General features: G+C 58.1%; 1 protein-coding gene. It reads right to left on the reverse strand.

What is annotated here, in order from left to right; all coding sequences use genetic code 11:
* Positions 1-622: isochorismate family cysteine hydrolase YcaC (ycaC, locus tag D8U18_RS03520; protein WP_131107033.1), on the reverse strand; the 622-nt coding region annotated here is incomplete at its 3' end.
* Between the last annotated feature and the right edge of the window lie 86 nt (positions 623-708).

Below are 708 nucleotides of genomic sequence, written 5' to 3' on the forward strand. Positions count from 1 at the left end.
GCTGCGTCAGCGCCGAGTAGCTGTTCATCAGGTTGCGGTAGTTGGGAATGCGCTGCGACAACAGATTGCCCAGGCCTTCAATGTCGTTGCGCCAGTCGCGGTGCAGCTCACAGGCCACCGAGAACCAGTTCATCATCTGCGCGCCGGCCTGAGTCATGCGGCTCCATGCGGCTTGCTGCACGGTGGTGTTGAAGGTGCCGGACGCATCGGTGACTACGAACACATCAAAACCTTCCGCCAGTGCCGACAGGGTCGGGAACGCTACACAGACATCCGTGACCACACCGGCAATGATGATCTGCTTGCGCCCGGTGGCCTTGATCGCCTTGACGAAATCTTCATTGTCCCAGGCGTTGATCTGGCCAGGGCGAGCGATGTACGGCGCGTCCGGGAACATCTCTTTCAGCTCCGGCACCAGCGGGCCGTTCGGGCCTTGTTCGAAGCTGGTGGTGAGGATGGTTGGCAGGTCAAAGAACTTGGCCAGATCCGCCAGCGCCAGCACGTTGTTCTTGAACTCGTTCGGCGAGAAGTCCTGCACCAGCGAGATCAGACCGGTCTGGTGGTCAACCAGCAGCACGATAGCGTCGTCTTTGTTCAGGCGGTTGTAGGTTGGAGTGGTCATGGTGTGCGTCCCTTTTCAAGTTTGGAGTTTTGTTGTTGCGTTCAAGTTGGGTACAGATTACTGACGCACAGCAAAGGGATAAATCG

Origin of the sequence: Pseudomonas sp. Sample_10 (genome assembly GCF_004321495.1) — a bacterium.
Classification (GTDB): Bacteria; Pseudomonadota; Gammaproteobacteria; order Pseudomonadales; family Pseudomonadaceae; genus Aquipseudomonas.